This is a genomic window from Novosphingobium sediminicola, assembly GCF_014196525.1.
Taxonomy (GTDB): domain Bacteria; phylum Pseudomonadota; class Alphaproteobacteria; order Sphingomonadales; family Sphingomonadaceae; genus Novosphingobium; species Novosphingobium sediminicola.
Genome location: NZ_JACIDX010000008.1, coordinates 61,843 through 76,323, shown reverse-complemented (window position 1 = coordinate 76,323; position 14,481 = coordinate 61,843). Strand labels below are relative to the sequence as shown.

Genomic DNA, 14,481 nt, shown 5'->3' with positions numbered 1-14,481 from the left:
AAATCAGTGGGCGGCGTTTTCGCGATGCGGCATGACCAGCAAGGCCGCCGCCGCCACCAGCGACCCGCCCGACATGGCCAGCGCCACCACCGGCAGGCCCAGCTTGGCCTCGAACAGATAGCCCGCGACAATCGGCCCCGTGGCCGCGCCCAGACGCCCCACGCCGATCACAAAGCCCGTGCCCGTGCCGCGCAGCGGGGTGGGAAAGCTCTGGGCGATCAGCGCATAGAAGCCCACGATCACGCTGTTGGTGCAGAAAGACACCGCCGCCGCCGCCAGTGAGAGGCGCGAGAGATCGGCAGGCGAATGGCCAAACAGCGCCACCAGCACCGTCGAGGCCACCATCATCACCATCAGCGTCGGACGCAGCGGCAGGCGCAGCGCTGAGAGCGAGAACAGAATGGCGCCGATCAAACCGCCGACATTGGCCCACACCAGCACGCCGCCCGCCGCCGAGGCCGGAAAGCCCATATCGACGACAATCTTGGGCACCCATTTCAGCACGAAGTAGAAGGTCAGGATATGGGCGAAATAGGAGAGCAGCAGCAGCAGGCTGACCGCGCGCAATTCCGGCCCGAACAGATCGGCCACGCGCGCCTTGGCGATGGAGGTGTCCACCGGCGGCAGGGTGTCGACCGGCGCATGGCCAAAGGCCCGCAGCGATTTGTTGAGTTTTTCCAGCGCGCCTGCCGGGCGGCGGTGCAAGATGGCGTTGATCGGTTCGGGCATCAACAAGGGCACCAGCGGCAGCAGGATCAGCGCCAGCGCCGCGCCCAGATAAAACACATCGCGCCAATTGCCCGTCACCAGCATCTTGCTGGCGATCGTGCCGCCCACCACCGCGCCCAGCGGATAGCCCGCCGCCATCAGCGCGACGCCCGCGCTGCGCCAGCGGGTGTTGGCATATTCGGCGGCCACCGCATTGGTTGCGGCCAGCATGCCCCCGATGCCCAGCCCGGTGAACAGGCGGATCACCGCCAGCGAGGTGACATCCCAGGCCATGGGCGCGGCGATCATGCCCGATGCCATGATGACCAGACAGATGACCATCGTGGGAATACGCCCCAGCCGGTCGGTCAACCGCCCCAGCAGGATCGATCCGGCCGCCATGCCAAAGATTTCCATCGAGAGGACATAGCCCAGCACCTTGCGCTCGACATGCCATTCGGCCGCGATGCCGGGCGAGGCAAAGCTGATCGAGAGCACATCGAACCCGTCCAGTGCATTGAGCAGCGCGCAAAGGGCAATGCCCACGATCTGGCGCCAGCCCATCGGGCTGTCGGCCAGCAATCGGCGCGGATCAACAGGGTTTAGGGGCGCAGATGCCAAAGTTTTTCTCCATCCTCTCGATACCGCCTTTGTTAACGCGGGTTATACTGTTGATGCCCGTTGTCGGGCGATCCCGCAAGGGAATCGTCGCGCTTAATTGGTTATGGTTCATAGCGATATGACAGCGCGATCCTGTACGCAAGTCGCCATCTTGCTCTGGGCGGCGGCAATCTTTAGGCAGGGGGGATGCTCGACCGTCTCAAATCCGCTTTCGACCCCTATATTCTGGCGCTGCTCTCCACGGTGGCCTTTGCCTCGGTGCTGCCTGCGCGGGGGATGGGGGCGAACCTGTTCGACCATGCCGCCGATGCGGCCATCGTGATGCTGTTCTTTCTGCATGGCGCGAAACTCTCGCGTGAGGCGATTGTGGCGGGGGCGGGGCATTGGCGGCTGCATGTGGCCACGATGGGCACGACCTTTGCGCTCTTTCCCTTGCTGGGCCTTGGGCTGGCGGCTTTGCCGGGCCTGCCCGCGCTGGTGGCTTCGGGGATGCTGTTCCTGACGCTGCTGCCCTCGACGGTGCAAAGCTCGATTGCCTTTACCTCGATTGCGCGGGGCAATGTGGCGGCGGCGGTCTGCTCGGCCTCCTTCTCCAATCTGGCGGGCATTTTCATCACACCTTTGCTCGCCAGTCTGCTGATGGGCGGGGCGGGGGCCAGCATGTCGGGGAGTTCGATTGAAAAGATCGTGCTGCAATTGCTGCTGCCCTTTGCGCTGGGCCATGGGCTGCGCCCGGTGATCGGGGGCTTTGTGTCGCGGCATAAGGCGATGATCGGCTATGTGGATCGCGGCTCGATCCTGCTGGTGGTCTATACCGCCTTTTCGGCCGCTGTGGTCGAGGGGCTGTGGACCCATCTGCCGCTGTGGGAACTGGGGCTGATCGCGGGGCTGAGCATTGTTTTGCTGGCCGTGGTGCTGGCCGCGACATGGGGGCTGGGGGCGATGCTGGGGTTTGAGCGGGCGGACCGGATCGTGCTGCTGTTCTGCGGGTCAAAGAAATCGCTGGCCAGCGGGGTGCCGATTGCGGGCGTGCTGTTCCCGGCGGCGCAGGTGGGCGTGGTTATCCTGCCCTTGATGCTGTTTCACCAGATCCAGTTGATGGCCTGCGCGGTGATCGCGCGGGGTCTGGCGCAGGACGAGAAATAAAGCCCCCCGCCGCGCGGCAGGGGGCTGTTAGGTTTACGCTTCCGCAGGCTGCTTGGCGCAGCGCGCTGATTGTTCCGCGAAAATCGGATTATCCAGCAGGAAGAAGATCTCCTTGGCGCGGGCCTCGTTCACTTCCTCATCCGGCACGCTGGCCATGATCGCGTCAAAGCGGCGCTGCATGCCGGGGCCGAATTCCGGGTGGGTCAGGATATAGAGATCGTTGCGGCGGATGCCCGCCAACACGCGCTCGCCCACCTCGTCCTGGCTCATCCACAGCGGCGAGACGGGGCGGGCTTCCAGCTCTTCCTCGCGCTTGAGATAGCCGGTGTCCTGCTTCTTGTCCTCGGGGCGCAGCTCGCCGGAATGGGCAATGTTCGATTGCACCGGGCCGGGGCAGAAGGCCGAAATGCCGATGTTGACCGCCGCCAATTCGCCGCGCGCCGCCTCGGTGATGCCGATGATCGCCGCCTTGGCCGCTGAATAGATCGCCGAATAGGAGATCGGGATCAGCCCGCTTTGCGAAGAGGTGGTCACGACCTGTCCGCCCTCGCCATGCGCCTTGATGCGCGGCAGGATGGTGACCAGCCCGTTGATGACCCCGCCAAGGTTCACCCCCATGCCCCAATCCCAATCGTCATAGCGCGCATCCATGATCGGCCCCATCACGCCGATCCCGGCATTGCCGACCAGGATGTGGATCTTGCCGAAGCGCGCCTCGGCTTTATCCGCAGCGGCGGCGAAACCGGCGCGGTCGGTGACGTCAAGCTGAACCGTTTCCACCTGATCATCAGCGCCCAGCGAAGCCTTGGCCTCGGCCAAGGCACTCTCACGAATATCGGCGATCACCACATTGGCGCCCGCCTTCACCAGCGCACGGGCAATGCCAAGGCCGATGCCATTGGCGCCGCCGGTGATAAAGGCTGTCTTGCCGCGAACGTCCGCCATCGGCGTGGCGTTCTGGCCGGACGCGGGGGGAGTGTAAGCCATGATCCTCTCCTTCGTTTTCGTGTGATTTAGTTCTTGAGGCCCAGCATCTTGCGCGCCTCACCGGGCGTGGCCAGATCCGCGCCCAGATGGTCGATCAGCTCGACGGCCCAGTTGACCATATCGGCATTGCCCGCGGCCTGCTTGCCCCGGCGCAGATAGGTGCTGTCCTCAAACCCGGTGCGTACATGGCCGCCCAGCAGCACCGATTGCGCCGCCATGGGGAAGGAATGGCGCTGGATGCCGAAACCGGTGAAGGTGGCGCCGCGCGGCAGTTGGTTTTTCGAATATTGCATCGCCTCGGGCGTGGCGGGCAGGCCATATTTGGTGCCCAGCACAAAGGTGTAGGGCGAATGGGCGGGCAGGGCGCCCTCGGCAATCAGATCCTCGGCATAGACGAAATCGCCCGCCTCGAAGCACTCGATTTCCGGCAAGACGCCCGCGTCCTGAATCATATGGCCAAGGCGCGTCACCATCGGCTTCAGGTTGATCGCCGCCCCGCCCCACAGGTTCATGGTGCAGATGTCGAGCGTGCACATATCCGGCTTGAGGTCGAGAATATGCTCCAGCCGCTTTTCAGCGGTGAACATCAAAGTGCCGGGGCCGGGCAGGCTGGGGTCTTCCTCGCTCTGCATCCATGTGCAGCCCGGCCCGGTGGTGACGTTGAGGATCACTTCGCTGTTTTTGGCACGGATCAGGCCCACCACCTCGCGGTAATCCTCCAGCTCGGTGCTGGGATGGCCGGTTTCGCGGTCGCGCACATGCAGGTGGATGATGGAGGCCCCGGCGGCGGCGGCGTCCAGCGCTTCCTGCGCCACATGTTCGGGGCGGAAGGGGAAATTGGGATGCTTGGGCAGCGGCCATGGCGAACCGGTGACGGCGCAGGTGATAAAGACCTTATCGGCCATTGAAAGTCCTCTCCTCTATGGGAACTTTGGGGGGGAAATGTTCTGATTCATGACCTATGCCCGTCTGGCAGGTGTTGAACAGGCCTGTGTCTGTGCCATTATTAGGAGTAACAGGCAGAACAGACTTTCGCGGCCTCCCATATAGTGTAAGGGGCTGCGGAAGGAATACGGGCAAGAGGCAAGGATATGGCGCAAAGAGAGGAACTTACCCGCTTTCTGAAGGCCGCGCGCGGGCGATTGGCCCCGACCGACGTGGGCCTGCCCGCTGGTGAGCGTCGTCGCACGCGGGGATTGCGCCGCGAGGAGGTGGCCACGCTCGCAGGCATGAGCGTCACATGGTACACGTGGTTCGAGCAGGGGCGCGAGGTGCAGCTTTCCGCCGCGATGATCGAGCGTTTGGGCAAGGCGCTGCGTCTGGAGCCGCAGGAGCGCGAGTTCCTATTTGCGCTGGCCCAGCATCGCCCGCCGCCGCTGACGGGCCGCGCCGATGAAGCGGTGCGCCCATCCACCCAGCAATTGATGGACAGCCTGTCGATCCCCGCGCTGGTGATTGTCGAGGACTGGACCGTGGTGGGCTGGAACGCGCTGGTGACCCAGCTTTTCCGCGATTACGCCCCGCTGCCGCGCGAAGAGCGCAACCTGTTCCGCATTCTGATGCTCAACGAACGCTATCGCACCGACCCGGAGCGTTATCGCGAAATGGCGCGCCGTCTGGTCGCGCGGTTTAAGTGGGATTACAGCCGCACCGCCCAGCCGCAGGTGTTCGAAACGCTGATCGAGGAGATGAAGACCTCCTCCGACCTGTTCCGCGAATATTGGGAGGCTGCCGAAATCCGCAGCCATTTCGAGGATGTGAACAGCGCCACTCTGCCCGATGTGGGCGAGATCGCCTTTCACCACACGTCCTATGCGATCGAGGAAGTGCCGGGCCAGCGCCTGATCCTGTTCGCCCCCGCCGATCCGGCCAGTGCGGAGAAATTGCGCCGATTGGCCGCCGAAATGGCATGAAAAAAGGGGTGCGGCGGACCGCACCCCAACCTCGATTACGCCGGAAGCGCGCCGATCACCGACTTGACCTCCAGATATTCCTCAAGGCCATATTTGCCGAATTCGCGGCCATTGCCCGACTGCTTGTATCCGCCAAAGGGCATGTCCATCGCCAAGCCGCCAGCGTTCACATAGACCGAGCCGGCGCGGATTTTGCCCACGATGGTCTTGGCCACGGCAGGATCGCCCGCAATATAGGCGCCAAGGCCATAGGGCGTGTCATTGGCGATGGCGACCGCCTCGTCCAGATCCTTATAGGGCAGGATGACCAGCACCGGGCCGAAGATTTCCTCACGCGCGATGGCCATGTCATTGGTGACATTGGCAAACACGGTGGGCTTCACGAAATAGCCCTTGTCCACGCCCTCGGGCAGGCCAAGGCCCCCGGTGACCAGCGTGGCGCCTTCCTCGATGCCCTTGGCGATCAGGCCCTGGATCTTGTCGAACTGCGCCTTGTTCACCACCGGGCCGATATGGCCGCCCTCGGCCAAGGGATCGCCTACCGGCTTGCCGCCAAAGATCTCGCCCGCCAGCTTGGCCGCTTCATCATGCTGCGACACATGCACCAGCAGGCGCGTGGGCGCGACGCAGCTCTGCCCCGAATTGAGCAGCACGCCGCCGCAACCGCCAGGCAGCGCCTTGTCCAGCGGCGTGCCGGGCAGGACGATGTTGGGCGATTTGCCGCCCAGTTCCTGCGTTACGCGCTTGACCGTGTCGGCGGCGGCCTTGGCCACCATGATTCCGGCGCGGGTCGATCCGGTAAAGCTGATCATGTCGATATCGGGATGGGCGGCCATCGCCGCGCCCACGCCCGGCCCGTCGCCCTGCACCAGATTGAACACGCCCGCCGGAACGCCCGCAGCGGCCAACACTTCGGCAAAGACGGCGGCGCAGGTGGGGGCTTCCTCGGAGGGCTTGAGCACAATCGTGCAGCCCGCCGCCAGCGCCGGGGCGACCTTGGCGACGATCTGGTTCATCGGCCAGTTCCACGGGGTGATCAGGCCCACCACGCCGATGGCTTCGCGCACGACCTTGTTGTCGCCGATCTTTTCTTCAAACTCATAGGCCTGCAAGGCGGCCAGCGCATTGGCCAGATGGCCAAGGCCCGACCCGGCCTGCGCGGTCGAAGAGGTGCTGATCGGGCAACCCATTTCGGTGCTGATCGCCTCGGCAATATCGGCGATACGCGCCTTATAGGCCTCGATGATCGCGCCCAGCAGGGCGATGCGCTCTTCCTTCGTGGTCTGGCTGAAGCTCCCAAACGCGCGGCGTGCGGCGGCCACGGCGGCGTCCACATCGGCGACGGTGCCCAGCGTGATCTGGCTGGCCGCGCCTTCGGTGGCGGGGTTGATGACGGTGTGGGCGGTGCCGCCGATGCTGTCGACCCACTGGCCGTCGATGAAATTCTGCGGATAGTTCTTCATGGGGAGGGTCCTTCTATCAGGCGGGTATCAGGCCAAGCTCGGCATCGCCGGCGGCGTGGCCCCATTTGTCGCGGGGGGGCATGGGGCGGGTGTCCCATGGCGGATCGAGGGTGAAGCTGGAGACTTTGCGCCCTTCTGGAATGCGGCCATTGCCGCCGCCTTGGGCATAATCGTAATAGAGCGTCATCAGTTCGCGGTGGCTGTGGATCGCCTTGACCGAGGGGTGATTGAGGCACGCCTCACGCCAGCGCAACAGACGGATGAGGTTTTGCGGCACCGCATAATCCTCATAATATTCAAGGAACCACAGCCGCTTGAACATGGGCGCAAAGGCAACCTCGGCCCAACCGAAGCGGTCGAACAGATAATCTCCATCCGGCGCATAATCGCGCAGGAAGGCGTCGAGCCGCGCATATTGCGCATCGACCTCGGCCTTCAACGCATCGCGCTGGGCCGGATCACGGTTCAGGATCATCCGGTATCCCGCCCCGGTAAACGCCCCGTCGGTGGCGCAGAGCATCTGTTCCACCGCATGTTCATAAGGATCGGACCGCGCGATGCGGACCTCTGGAAAACGCTCGTCGAAATAGCGCAGGATGACCATGCTTTCTTTGAGCGTCTCGCCATTTTCCAGTTCCAGCGCGGGCAGGGCCGTGGTCCCGCGCGTCTTGCGCAGCAGCCATTCCGGGCGGGGGCGGGAAATGTCGATGTCATGATGGGCCAGCCTGTCGGCCAGCCCTTTCAATGACAGCAAAATCTCCACCCGCTCGGAAAAGGGGCAGCCGGGAATGTGATACATGCGCAGGACGCCCGAGGGCGGTTCCTGCTCGCCGCTGGTGTGCATCATGCGGGCGCTTTCTCACCCTTGCCGGTGATATGCGCGGTTTCGGCCGCCGTGCTGGCAGGCCCCGTGTTGCGCTTGACGAGCCCGGCAACCAGCGAAGGCCCCTTGGCAAAGGGTTCGGGATCGCCCTCGCGCAGTTGCAGGCCGAAGAGGGGGCTCATGCCCGGAATGCGGCCAAGGCCGCCGTAAAGGTCGAAACCGCGGTCGATCCAGTCGCGCAGCGGGTCATCTTCGGTCATCGGCGGAATGTCGGCCACGCTGGCGCACCACAGGAACACGGCCAGCGCGCGATAGTCGGCATAATTGGGCGTTTCCCCGCCCAGCCATTTGTGCTGGCCCAGCAGCCCGCGCAGCAATTCCAGTTCGGGCAGCACCTTGGGCAGGCGATCCTCGCGGCCCACGGCAATGTCTTCCAGCTTGCGGTTGCCGAACATGCGTTCGCGCGATTCGGTGATATAGGCGTGGTCGTGGGGGAAGGCGCGGCTGCGATATTGCAGGATATAGCAGGTCATCCACGGGCTGATCGCGGTCTTCCACAGCCAGGTTTCGAGGAATTGCGCCAGCACTTTGACCGAAGGATCGCCGATCAGCGTGGGCCGGTCGGGATATTTGGCATCCAGATATTCGGCGATCAGCCAGCTATCGAGGATATATTCGCCATCATCGCAGATCACCGGCAGGCGTTCCGAGCGGCCCCCCGTGCGTTCGAGAATGCCGGTGAACCCGCCCGGCACCACATCCAGATCAAAACCCTTGTGCTTAATGGCATATTTCGTCGCCCAGACGAAGGGGCTGGTGGTGCATCCGCTCTCGTGATTGAGATCGAAGAAGGTGATCTTGTTATCCTTGGCCATGGACCGCTCCCGCAGGTTCGTTTGTATGTCTTACTGCCAATCTGGTGCATGGTTGGCGCGCTGCCAAGGGGGAAACGAATACTATCAGCAAGAGTAACAGGCTGTGTTCCTGTCTCCCATCCTGTCATTGGCAATGATAGCGGGCGCGCTGGCCTTGTTGCGGGGGCGGGGGCGTGTTTGTTGCGCGCAGCAATGGATAAGGGATGCCGCGATGCTCGAACTCTTCACCTCCGAAACGCCCAATGGCTGGAAAGCCACCATCCTGCTCGAAGAACTGGGCGTGCCGTATAAGGTCACGCCGATTTCCCTGACCAATCAGGAGCAGAAGACGCCGGAATTTCTGGCCGTCAACCCCAATGGCAAGATCCCCGCGCTGGTCGATGATGGTTTTGCGGTGTTCGAATCGGGCGCGATCCTGCTCTATCTGGCCGAGAAATTCGGCCGCTTCATCCCCGCCGATGCGCAGGGGCGCAGCCGCGCGATCCAATGGGTGATGTGGCAGGTGGCGGGGCTTGGCCCGATGATGGGGCAGGCGACGGTCTTCAACCGCTATTTCCCGGAAAAGCTGCCCTCGGTGATTGATCGCTATACGCGCGAAAGCCAGCGCCTGCTGGGTGTGCTGGATGCGGCGCTGGAGGGGCGCGATTACCTTGTGGGCGACTATTCGATTGCCGACATCGCCTGTTTCCCATGGGTGCGCGGGCATGAATGGGCGGGGGTCACGCTCGACGGCCTGCCCAATATCGCGCGCTGGATGGCGAATATTGGCGCGCGTCCGGCGGTGCAGCGGGGACTGTTGATCCCCACTCCGCCCACCGCCGAAGAGATGGCCGCCAAGACCACCACGCAGGGCAAATCTATTCTGGCTTAATAGCCCTCAAACAGATCGAGGAAGGCCACCACGTCATTGTCCGTGGCGATGAACAGGCCTTCCTGCACCTCTGCGGTCTGCTGCTCGGCGATGCGCATCGCTTCGCTCAGCGGTCCGTAGAACAGAGTGGTCGCCGCTCCGCCTTCCGGTCCGCCATCGAGATGATAGAGGCGGACCGAGGCATCTTCATAGGTTGTGCGCATTACTTGCGCGCCATGGCCAGCGGAGCGAAGGCCTGAGCCACCGGCATGATCTCGATCGTGTTGACGTTGAGATGTTCGGGCAGGCGCAGCACCGCCTCGACCGTTTGCGCCACATCGTCGGCCGAGAGCGGCTTCATGCCCTGATAGACGGCGGCGGCCTTGTCCTTGTCGCCACCAAAGCGGACCTGCGAAAATTCGGTCTCGCAGGCGCCTGGCTCCAGCGAGGTGACCTTGACCGGCGTGCCCAGCAGATCGGCGCGCAGGCCCAGCGAGAACTGGCGCACAAAGGCCTTGGTGCCGCCGTAAACATTGCCGCCCGGATAGGGATAGGTCGCCGCGATGCTGGCCACATTGATGACATGGCCGCGCCCGCGCGCCACCATGCCGGGCAGCACCGCATGGGCAATGCGGACAACGCCCGTCACATTGGTTTCGATCATCGTCTCCCATTCGTCCAGATCGGCCGTATGCGCCGGCCCCAGACCCAGCGCGAGGCCGGCATTGTTGAACAGGATGTCGATGGCCGCGAAATCCTCGGGCAGTGCGGCCAGCAGCTTTGCGCCGCAGTCCTTTTCCGTCACGTCCAATTCGAGGGTCAGCAACCGATCCGTCCCCGCCTGCGCGGCCAGTTCATCCAGCCGGTCGCGCCGCCGCCCGGTGGCGATCACCCGCGCGCCGCCTGCCAGCAGCCGCAGCACCACCGCCCGGCCAAAGCCTGATGTGGCCCCCGTCACCAAGGCGATGCGGTTTTCGGCCCAATTGGCGGTGTCACTCATGGTCGGCTCCTGCTGCGTTGCAATATAGGCGCTGGAGATAGGGGCGCGATCGGCGCCCGGCAAGCCTTTACCCGCCCGCAGCAGCGATCTCGGCCAGCGTCTCGGCTTCCAGCTTTTTCAGCTCACCCACCGTTTCCTCGATCGCCGCCCTTTGCCGCGCCAGCAGTTTCAGCCTTTCGCGGATGCGGCGCAGCAGGAGCTTGGATTGCTCGACATGCTCGGGGTCGGCATCATACAGGTCGAGGAATTCGCTGATCTCGCGGATGGTGAAGCCCAGCCTTTTGCCGCGCAGGATCAATTGCATCCGCGCCACCTCGCGCCGCGCATAGATCCGCGTGTTGCCCACCCGTTGCGGCTCGATCAGCCCCTTGTCCTCGTAAAAGCGCAAGGTGCGATGGGTGACATTGAGCATGGTGGCGACCTCCTGAATCCCCATCAGGTCGCGGCTCCTGCCCTTGTCCTCCAGCCCGGTCTCCTCCTGTTTCGCGTCCATCTCACTATCCCCCATCGGCCTATTCGACCAAAATGTTGCGCTTTTCGCAAGGGGCCAGAAGGCCTAGCCGCGCATGGCCTAGCCTTCGCGCTTGCGGCGCTCCTCCTCCACCAGTTCCTTTTTCGACAATTTGCCCACCAGCGTGCGCGGCAGATGGTCGCGGATCTCGACCTCCTTGGGAATCTCGATCTTGTTGAGATAATCGCCAAGGAAATGCAGCAATTCCTGCGGCGTGGCGCTCATCCCGGCGTGCAGCTTGATGAACAGCTTGGGGCTTTGTCCGCGATAGGCGTCGGGAATGCCGATGGCGATGGCTTCCTCCACCGCCGGGTGGTGATAGGCGGCATCCTCGATCACGCGGGGATAGACGTTGAAGCCCCCGCACAGGATCACATCCTTCATCCGGTCGACCAGGAAAAGATAGCCTTCGTCATCCAGATAGCCGATGTCGCCGGTGCGCAGCGCGCCCTCGACAAAGGTCTTTTCGGTGTCCTCGGGCCGGTTCCAATAGCCTTTCATCACCTGCGGCCCGCGCGCGCAGACCTCGCCGCGCTCGCCCGTGGGCAGGATTTCGCCGCTTTCCGGGTTGCGGATCTCGATGATCGTGGCCGGAAAGGCCGGGCCGCAACTGTTGTCCTTGATCCGCCCGTTGATCGGATTGCAGGTGATGATCGGGCTGGCCTCGGACAGACCATAGCCCTCGGTGATGATCGCCCCGGTCAGCTTCTCAAACGCCTGCCGCACATCCAGCGGCAGCGGCGCCCCGCCCGAAACGCAGGCGGACAGATGCGACAGATCGGGCGCCTCGCCCGGCGCCACCTCATTGTTCATCGCCACCCAGATCGTGGGCACGCCAAACATGATGGTGGGCTTTGTGCGCCGGATCGTGGCCAGCATCTGTTTGAGGTCAAACCGGGCCAGCAGCACGATTTCCGCGGCGATCTCGATGGAAAAGTTCAGCACCGTGGTCAGCGCAAAGACATGGAACATCGGCAACACGCCCAGCACGCGCTCCTGCTCGCTCATCGCATGGCCCAGATGGGCCAGCATTTGCGCTGAATTGGCGGTCAGATTGGCATGGCTGAGCATCGCGCCCTTGGGCGTGCCGGTGGTGCCGCCGGTATATTGCAGCACGGCCAGATCCTGCGGATGGCGCTCGATGACGGGCAAATCGGCCTTACGCTCGATCAGGCGGAAGAAGCCGATATGCAGGTCATCCTCGGAATAGCGCGCATGTTCGCGCCGTTTCAGCACCCGCCAGCCCAAGGATTGCAGCGTGGGCAGGATGGGGGCGAGCGGACACATCACGATCTTTTCAATGCCCGCCGCCGGGCCAACCTCGCGCACCTTGGCATAGATGCTGGCCACATCGGGCACCGCGATCATCCGCGCGCCGGAATCGCGGATCAGGTGATCCATCTCGCGCGGGGTATACATCGGGTTCAGATTGACGATCACCGCCCCGATTTTCAGAGCGGCAAAATACATCACCACGAAATAGGGCGTGTTCGGCAGGCACAGCGCAAAGCGATCCCCCTTGCGCAGGCCCAGCGCATATAGCCCGCGCGCCGCCCGGTCGGCCAGACGCCCAACCTCGCCATAGGTCCATGTGCGGCTCAGAAAGTCGAGCGCGATCCTTTCGGCATGATGCTCGACCGCCTTGTCCAGCAGATCGGTGATCAGCCGTTCTTGCGGCATCCACCCTTTCTGCTCAAAGCTCTTGGCATCATCCGTTGCAATCATCGCTCGCCCTTTCCATTATTTTATAGTTATTTATGCGTCAGATGGTAAATCGACCGCCCAGCGCAAAGATGAACACATGGGCCGAATTGACCGTGCCGTTCATCAGGATCGGCGTCTGCGCGGCGGTGCCGACATAGGCCGCCGTGGTGCGGTTGATCGCCCCGCTGTCCAGCGAGAGATAATTGACACCGACATCCACCGCGAAGCGCTTCGACATCTGATGCGTGGCGCCCATGGCAAAGACCCAGCGGTTGGTATCGGGCACGCGCGCATCGCGCTCGGTGCTGCGCACCGGCGTCAGGTCGCGCGCCACGCCGCTGCGCAGCGTCCAGCGCGGCGAGACAGCCACGTCCACGCCCACCGCATAGCTCCAGCTGTCGCGGTAATTTTCGGGGATCGCCGTGTTATAGGGCGCGGCCAGACGGATCGCGTCAAACTTCGACCATCCGCTGGCGGTGGCCTGTGCATTCAGCGTGATGGCCGGGGTCACGGCATAGCGGATGCCGAAAATCGCCTGCCACGGCGTGCTGAAGGATGCCGAGGTGTTGACCGTGCCATTGTTGGCCGCCAGCGGCCCCAGCAGGCCCGCCACCGTCACCGAACCATTGAGCGTATGCTTGACCGAGGACTTGTAGCTGGCGCCGATGCTGACCGGGCCGCGCTGAAGCTGGAAACCGGCCGACCAGCCCATGTCCCAGCCATTGCCCGACAATTTCTGCGACCCATCGGCCAGCAGCGGCGAGAGGTTGGGCAGCGCATTGCCCAGTTCCGCCTTGGCATATTCGATATTGGCGGCCGCCCCAACGCGCAGGCCGGGCAGTACCTCAATGGCGATGCCGGGCTGGATGTCGATGGTCAGCAGCGACGTGCGCAGCGCTGAATAGCGCGCCCAGCTGGTCGTGGCGTAATCGGTGGTGAAATTATACGGCGCGGTGATGGCCAGCCCCAGCGCGACCTTGTCGGTCAGGCCATAGGAGATCGCCCCGGTCGGCACGACGCCGTTTTCAATGGGGTTGCTGCTTATCTGATCGCCGCCCACGCCCGCAGGCGATTGTGCGGGACGCACGATAATCGTGTTCACATTGGTCATCTTGGCGCTGGGCAGGATCGCGCTGGCCCCGGCATGGATGGCGAGGCCCTTTTGCCCGGCAATCGCGGCCGGGTTCCACCACAGGGATTCAGGGCCGGTATCGGCCACTTCGCCCGAATAGGCGCGGCCCGTGGCCTTGGGGCTTTGTTCGACGATATAGAAACCGCTGGCCATCGCCTGCGCCGGGATCAGGCCCAGCAGCAGCGCGGAAATTTTTGCAGCACGAGAAAATTTGCGAACCGAAGTCATGTATTGCCTCCCCTTGATGGGATTGTTGCGGTCAGCGCAAGCGCTTCCAAGTCTGGCTCTTGCACAAAGGCCAGACGATGCAACCTTTTACCTTGAGCGTGTCGCGGTCGATCAGGCTGAGCGTGGCCTGATAGGTCCCGCCATCGTCGCCATTATAGATCGTGCCGCCGGCCCATTCGCCGCCCTTGGCATGAAACCCCTGAAGGATCGTCAGGCCCTTGAGCATCCGGTCGCGCTGGGCGGCGTCCTTGTTCTTGGTGTCGCGCAATTGCGGATTGGTGCGCAGCGCATCCGATTCCACCAGCCGCCCACAGATCGAGGGGCCGCAGGCGGCAATTTCCACCACGCCATGCTTCGTTTCGGTCTGCCACCGGCCCAGCGCATCCTGGGCGGATGGCGCGGCGGCGGCCGCCAATATCCCTAACAGGGCAATCATCCTTTCGGCTCCTTCTCCTGACCTGCGCATCGGGGTGATCCCCAAGGCGCGGGGCCGCAGGCATTTAGGTGCTTTGCTGCACTC

General features: G+C 63.6%; 15 protein-coding genes. 3 read left to right on the top strand and 12 right to left on the bottom strand.

Going from position 1 to position 14,481, the window contains the following annotated elements; translation table 11 throughout:
• Positions 1-3: 3 nt before the first annotated feature.
• On the bottom strand, positions 4-1,272 hold the full coding sequence (locus tag GGR38_RS11420) for an MFS transporter (protein ID WP_183625903.1): 1,269 nt from the start codon (positions 1,270-1,272) through the stop codon (positions 4-6).
• A gap of 243 nt (positions 1,273-1,515) precedes the next feature.
• Here GGR38_RS11420 and GGR38_RS11415 point away from each other — a divergent pair, with 243 nt between their 5' ends.
• On the top strand, positions 1,516-2,475 hold the full coding sequence (locus GGR38_RS11415) for a bile acid:sodium symporter family protein (protein ID WP_183625613.1): 960 nt from the start codon (positions 1,516-1,518) through the stop codon (positions 2,473-2,475).
• 33 nt (positions 2,476-2,508) lie between these two features.
• On the opposite strand, the gene GGR38_RS11410 is transcribed toward GGR38_RS11415, so the two are convergent.
• Positions 2,509-3,462 carry an SDR family oxidoreductase gene (locus GGR38_RS11410; protein ID WP_183625611.1) on the bottom strand — a complete coding sequence of 318 codons (954 nt, stop codon included), beginning with the start codon at positions 3,460-3,462 and terminating at the stop codon, positions 2,509-2,511.
• A 26-nt stretch (positions 3,463-3,488) separates the two neighbouring features.
• The gene (locus GGR38_RS11405) at positions 3,489-4,367 is read right to left on the bottom strand and encodes a beta-keto acid cleavage family enzyme (protein WP_183625609.1); all 879 of its coding nucleotides are present in this window, start codon (positions 4,365-4,367) and stop codon (positions 3,489-3,491) included.
• Positions 4,368-4,553: 186 nt separating this feature from the next.
• Between GGR38_RS11405 and GGR38_RS11400 the strand changes: the two genes are divergently transcribed.
• On the top strand, positions 4,554-5,375 hold the full coding sequence (locus tag GGR38_RS11400) for a helix-turn-helix transcriptional regulator (protein ID WP_183625607.1): 822 nt from the start codon (positions 4,554-4,556) through the stop codon (positions 5,373-5,375).
• Positions 5,376-5,410: 35 nt separating this feature from the next.
• Here GGR38_RS11400 and GGR38_RS11395 read toward each other — a convergent pair whose 3' ends face one another.
• The 3 genes from GGR38_RS11395 to GGR38_RS11385 are packed head-to-tail and all read right to left on the bottom strand — an operon-like array spanning position 5,411 to position 8,536.
• Entirely contained in the window at positions 5,411-6,838 is a 1,428-nt protein-coding gene (locus GGR38_RS11395; protein WP_183625605.1) for an aldehyde dehydrogenase family protein, read from the bottom strand.
• Between the two features lie 16 nt (positions 6,839-6,854).
• Positions 6,855-7,685, bottom strand: a complete 831-nt coding sequence (locus GGR38_RS11390; RefSeq protein ID WP_246404525.1) for a glutathione S-transferase family protein — start codon at positions 7,683-7,685, stop codon at positions 6,855-6,857.
• Entirely contained in the window at positions 7,682-8,536 is an 855-nt protein-coding gene (locus tag GGR38_RS11385; RefSeq protein ID WP_183625603.1) for a beta-etherase, read from the bottom strand. Before GGR38_RS11385 ends, GGR38_RS11390 begins: the two co-directional genes overlap by 4 nt.
• Before the next feature lie 211 nt (positions 8,537-8,747).
• On the opposite strand from GGR38_RS11385, the gene GGR38_RS11380 reads away from it, so the two are divergent.
• Positions 8,748-9,407, top strand: a complete 660-nt coding sequence (locus GGR38_RS11380; RefSeq protein WP_183625601.1) for a glutathione S-transferase family protein — start codon at positions 8,748-8,750, stop codon at positions 9,405-9,407.
• On the opposite strand, the gene GGR38_RS11375 is transcribed toward GGR38_RS11380, so the two are convergent.
• The 6 genes from GGR38_RS11375 to GGR38_RS11350 all read right to left on the bottom strand — a co-directional run bounded on the left by GGR38_RS11375 (position 9,404) and on the right by GGR38_RS11350 (position 14,397).
• Positions 9,404-9,610 carry a hypothetical protein gene (locus GGR38_RS11375; protein WP_183625599.1) on the bottom strand — a complete coding sequence of 69 codons (207 nt, stop codon included), beginning with the start codon at positions 9,608-9,610 and terminating at the stop codon, positions 9,404-9,406. The genes GGR38_RS11380 and GGR38_RS11375 overlap by 4 nt on opposite strands.
• Positions 9,610-10,386: an SDR family NAD(P)-dependent oxidoreductase gene (locus GGR38_RS11370; protein WP_183625597.1), complete on the bottom strand. Its 777-nt coding sequence runs from the start codon at positions 10,384-10,386 to the stop codon at positions 9,610-9,612. Before GGR38_RS11370 ends, GGR38_RS11375 begins: the two co-directional genes overlap by 1 nt.
• A 67-nt stretch (positions 10,387-10,453) precedes the next feature.
• Complete coding sequence (locus GGR38_RS11365; protein WP_246404524.1) at positions 10,454-10,879, bottom strand: MerR family transcriptional regulator; 426 nt, start codon at positions 10,877-10,879, stop codon at positions 10,454-10,456.
• 78 nt (positions 10,880-10,957) lie between these two features.
• Positions 10,958-12,622, bottom strand: coding sequence for a long-chain-fatty-acid--CoA ligase (locus GGR38_RS11360; protein ID WP_246404523.1), 1,665 nt, complete (start codon positions 12,620-12,622; stop codon positions 10,958-10,960).
• Between the two features lie 37 nt (positions 12,623-12,659).
• Positions 12,660-13,961 (bottom strand): OmpP1/FadL family transporter, encoded by a 1,302-nt coding sequence (locus GGR38_RS11355; RefSeq protein WP_183625592.1) that lies wholly within the window; start codon positions 13,959-13,961, stop codon positions 12,660-12,662.
• 31 nt (positions 13,962-13,992) lie between these two features.
• Positions 13,993-14,397, bottom strand: coding sequence for a DUF2147 domain-containing protein (locus GGR38_RS11350; RefSeq protein ID WP_183625590.1), 405 nt, complete (start codon positions 14,395-14,397; stop codon positions 13,993-13,995).
• Positions 14,398-14,481 lie beyond the last annotated feature (84 nt).

Coding starts and splice junctions, on each gene's coding strand:
- GGR38_RS11420 (WP_183625903.1), bottom strand. CDS start 1,272: ATGGGCTGGCGCCAGATCGTGGGCATTGCCCTTTGCGCGCTGCTCAAT.
- GGR38_RS11415 (WP_183625613.1), top strand. CDS start 1,516: ATGCTCGACCGTCTCAAATCCGCTTTCGACCCCTATATTCTGGCGCTG.
- GGR38_RS11410 (WP_183625611.1), bottom strand. CDS start 3,462: ATGGCTTACACTCCCCCCGCGTCCGGCCAGAACGCCACGCCGATGGCG.
- GGR38_RS11405 (WP_183625609.1), bottom strand. CDS start 4,367: ATGGCCGATAAGGTCTTTATCACCTGCGCCGTCACCGGTTCGCCATGG.
- GGR38_RS11400 (WP_183625607.1), top strand. CDS start 4,554: ATGGCGCAAAGAGAGGAACTTACCCGCTTTCTGAAGGCCGCGCGCGGG.
- GGR38_RS11395 (WP_183625605.1), bottom strand. CDS start 6,838: ATGAAGAACTATCCGCAGAATTTCATCGACGGCCAGTGGGTCGACAGC.
- GGR38_RS11390 (WP_246404525.1), bottom strand. CDS start 7,685: ATGATGCACACCAGCGGCGAGCAGGAACCGCCCTCGGGCGTCCTGCGC.
- GGR38_RS11385 (WP_183625603.1), bottom strand. CDS start 8,536: ATGGCCAAGGATAACAAGATCACCTTCTTCGATCTCAATCACGAGAGC.
- GGR38_RS11380 (WP_183625601.1), top strand. CDS start 8,748: ATGCTCGAACTCTTCACCTCCGAAACGCCCAATGGCTGGAAAGCCACC.
- GGR38_RS11375 (WP_183625599.1), bottom strand. CDS start 9,610: ATGCGCACAACCTATGAAGATGCCTCGGTCCGCCTCTATCATCTCGAT.
- GGR38_RS11370 (WP_183625597.1), bottom strand. CDS start 10,386: ATGAGTGACACCGCCAATTGGGCCGAAAACCGCATCGCCTTGGTGACG.
- GGR38_RS11365 (WP_246404524.1), bottom strand. CDS start 10,879: ATGGACGCGAAACAGGAGGAGACCGGGCTGGAGGACAAGGGCAGGAGC.
- GGR38_RS11360 (WP_246404523.1), bottom strand. CDS start 12,622: ATGATTGCAACGGATGATGCCAAGAGCTTTGAGCAGAAAGGGTGGATG.
- GGR38_RS11355 (WP_183625592.1), bottom strand. CDS start 13,961: ATGACTTCGGTTCGCAAATTTTCTCGTGCTGCAAAAATTTCCGCGCTG.
- GGR38_RS11350 (WP_183625590.1), bottom strand. CDS start 14,397: ATGATTGCCCTGTTAGGGATATTGGCGGCCGCCGCCGCGCCATCCGCC.